The 3,349-nt window shown below is 54.8% G+C and carries 3 protein-coding genes; 2 read left to right on the forward strand and 1 reads right to left on the reverse strand.

Annotation, left to right across the window (positions count from 1 at the left end; translation table 11 throughout):
* Positions 1-16: 16 nt before the first annotated feature.
* Positions 17-763: a Crp/Fnr family transcriptional regulator gene (locus FBQ85_28320; protein MDL1879039.1), complete on the reverse strand. Its 747-nt coding sequence runs from the start codon at positions 761-763 to the stop codon at positions 17-19.
* A 442-nt stretch (positions 764-1,205) separates the two neighbouring features.
* On the opposite strand from FBQ85_28320, the gene FBQ85_28325 reads away from it, so the two are divergent.
* Together FBQ85_28325 and FBQ85_28330 are read left to right on the forward strand one after the other, a co-directional pair.
* Complete coding sequence (locus tag FBQ85_28325; GenBank protein ID MDL1879040.1) at positions 1,206-2,591, forward strand: SMP-30/gluconolactonase/LRE family protein; 1,386 nt, start codon at positions 1,206-1,208, stop codon at positions 2,589-2,591.
* The coding region (locus FBQ85_28330; protein MDL1879041.1) for an SMP-30/gluconolactonase/LRE family protein at positions 2,588-3,349 on the forward strand (762 nt) is incomplete at its 3' end. The genes FBQ85_28325 and FBQ85_28330, both read left to right, overlap by 4 nt.

Consider the following 3,349-nt stretch of genomic DNA (forward strand, 5'->3'; position numbering starts at 1 on the left):
TCCTATTCAACAAAACCTACCAGGTCTCCGTTCGAAAATTTTCCGGCTTGAGAATGGTGAGCGATTTGGTCGTGAAGTCGATCAACCCTTCTTTGCGCAGCTCGTTGAGAATCGTCGCCACGGTTTGGCGGCTGGCGCCGGTTAAGTGGGCGATTTCATCCTGCGAAAGAAATTTGGGCACGGAAATCTGCCGGTCTTTGATCTTCCCAAAGGCTTCCGCAAAGCGTAGCAGAAAAGTGAGAATGCGCTCGCGCACGTTTTTGAAGATCAGGTCTTCCACCCGCGACTCCACTTTGCGCAGCTTCAATCCGATCAGTTTGAGCATCCGCAGATTCAGCTCGGGATTTTTCTCGAGGAATTGCATGAAGTCCTCTTTGCTCATGGCGCAGATCAGCACGTCGTCCAGCGCCTCCGCGATCTCGACATAGGCTTCTTCCTCTTCTTCGCCCAACGCGAGCTGGCCGAAATTTTCTCCCGGCCCCACGATATCGAGAATGGCTTCGCGCCCCTCCGGCGAGAGCCGCGCAATTTTCACGTGACCCGATTTTAAAAAGTAGACGTTCTTCGACTGCGTCTCGGGAAAATAGATGATGCCGTTCTTGCGCAAGTGGCTCATCGAGGTGCGCGCCGCAAACGTCTTTAGCTTGTGCTCCGGCAAGCCTTCGAGCACGTTGATGTTCTTCAAGTACCACAGTTTGGTCTGTTCCGGCATAGGGCAACGACTCCTCTTAAAAAAACGGCCAAGGATTATTTTGAGGTGCATTGATACCAACAGCCGACTTCCCACAATTATTTCCCAACCGACGCGAGGGCCTGTAAGCAGGCTTGGATTCCTGCGACAAAAGAAAAAACGGTTTGCTCTAACCACTATGCAAATGGAGAGAATAATGTGCTATCGTATCTTTTTTTCTTGCGCCATTACGTTAGCGCTGTTGAGCCTGATCAAAGCTGATGCTCTCGCGCAAACGAGCGCGGACACGCCCAAAGGCCCGCCCGAGGCCACGATCAATCTCGCGAGCAAAGAAGGCGCGCAACTCGTGAAAGGCGAATGGCGCTATAGCGACACCAAAATCATCGAGATTGATTTCAAAGGCCCGGGCCCGGACAATCAACCCACGGGCGGCCCGGTGAAGACTTACGACATCGTGCCGCATGCCGGCGGCGTTGCGTTCGATGACGCGCAATGGCAAGTGCTCGATCCCACCATGCTCACGGCGCGGCGCTCGACCGGGCGCGTGTGCTTCAATTGGTATCGTATCAATCTCACGATTCCTGAGCGCATCGAGAGTTTTGATCCGAGCGGTGCGACCGTCGTGTTTGAAACCGTGCTCGATGATTATGCCGAAGTGTGGGTGAATGGCGAGCTTTCGCGCGCGCTCGGACAGGAAGGCGGCTCTGTGATCAACGGTTGGAACGCGGCGAATCGACTCGTGGTTGGGCGCAATGTGCAACCGGGTCAGCAAATTCAGCTCGCGGTGTTTGGCGCGAACGGTCCGCTCTCGAATCCGCCGACAAATTTTATTTGGGTGCGCTATGCGAAGTTGGAGTTTTATAAAAACGCGCCCGCGGTTCCTCTCGCGCTTACGCCCGCGGAAGTGAACGTTGACATCGTGCGCCTCGATCCCGCGCTGGATGCGATTGTCGGCCCGAATCCGAAAATTTTCAAATTGGCGGAAGGCTTCAAATTTACCGAAGGCCCGGTTTGGCTGCATGAGAGCAAATACCTGCTCTTTAGTGATCCGAACAGCAATATCATTTACAAATACATGCCGGACGGTAACAACACCGGCAAGCTCGAAGTGTTTCGCACGCCGAGTGGCTATGCCGGAGCGGACATTGCCGAATACGGTCAGCCCGGCACAAACGGTTTGGCCCTCGATGCGCAAGGTCGCCTCACGATCAACGAGCACGGCAATCATCGCGTCTCGCGTTTGGAGAAGGACGGCAAACTGACGGTGCTCGCGGATCGCTACAAAGGCATGCACCTCAACAGCCCGAACGATTTGGTGTATCGCTCGGATGGCGCGCTGTTCTTTACGGATCCGGCGTTTGGTTTTCCGAAGTTCTACAAAGACCCGCGCAAGGAATTGCCGTTCAGCGGCGTGTATTCGCTGTACAAAGGAAAACTGCAATTGCTCAATAGCGAAATGAGCGGGCCTAACGGCATCGCGCTTTCGCCGGATGAAAAATATTTGTACGTGGGCAATTGGTATGACGTGAGTCTTTATACCAACGGCAAAGCCGATGAGAAAAAGATCGTCGTCATGCGCTTCGAAGTGAATGCCGACGCGACGGTGTCGAACGGCAAAGTCTTTTTCGACATGACCGGCGCCAAAGGCGAAGATGCGATTGACGGCATCAAAGTGGATCAACGCGACAACTTGTATGTTTCCGGCCCGGGCGGTTTGTGGGTGATCTCCGCGGAGGGCAAGCACCTCGGCACGATCAACGCGCCGCAGCACATTCACAACATGGCGTGGGGCGAGGAGGATAATCAAACGCTCTATCTCTGCGCGCGCCGCGGGTTGTATAAGATGCGACTGAATATTCCCGGCTCACCGGCGATCACGCCTTCGATGTCGAGCCGATGAAAAGGAGAATGAAGATGAAAAAGCTTTTGTCGATTCTTGGGATGGCGATGACAATGATCGCCATCTCTTCCTCGGTGCGCGATTTAGCAGCGCAGCCGGGGCACTACAAAACGCAACCCGCGAAGATCATCCGTCTCGATCCCGCGTTTGATCGCCTCGTGCCGAAAGACGCGGTGTTGGAAAAAATTGTCGATGGCTTTTCATGGGTTGAAGGCCCGGCGTGGAATCGCGCCGAAGGGTATCTGCTCTTTTCCGACATCCCGAACAATGTCGTGATGAAATGGGATGTACAAGAGGGCGTGAGCTTGTTTTTGAAACCGAACGGCTACACCGGCGCTGAACCATTTGCCGGCGTCGAACCCGGTTCCAACGGCTTGACGTTCGACCGCGAAGGCCGGCTGGTGCTTTGCGAGCACGGCGATCGGCGCATCTCGCGGCTCGAGACGAACGGCACGAAAACCACACTCGTAGACCGTTATCAAGGCAAGCGCCTCAACAGCCCGAATGACGTGGTTTTCAAATCCAACGGCGACATGTATTTCACCGATCCGCCGTTTGGGTTGCCGAAGGCGTTCGACGACCCCGGCCGCGAGTTGGATTTCTGCGGCGTGTATCGGTTGAGCAAGGACGGCAAACTCACGCTACTCACCAAAGAACTCGGCGCGCCGAACGGCATTGCGTTTTCACCGGATGAGAAGAAGCTGTATCTTTCCGACTATAAGCGCGCGGCGTGGTTGGTTTACGACGTTAAAGATGAC

Source organism: Cytophagia bacterium CHB2, assembly GCA_030263535.1.
GTDB lineage: Bacteria > Zhuqueibacterota > Zhuqueibacteria > Zhuqueibacterales > Zhuqueibacteraceae > Coneutiohabitans.

What these genes read in the sequence shown, in the direction of transcription:
- FBQ85_28320 (MDL1879039.1), bottom strand. Translation starts at nt 763, where the DNA reads ATGCACCTCAAAATAATCCTTGGCCGTTTTTTTAAGAGGAGTCGTTGC.
- FBQ85_28325 (MDL1879040.1), top strand. Translation starts at nt 1,206, where the DNA reads ATGCTCACGGCGCGGCGCTCGACCGGGCGCGTGTGCTTCAATTGGTAT.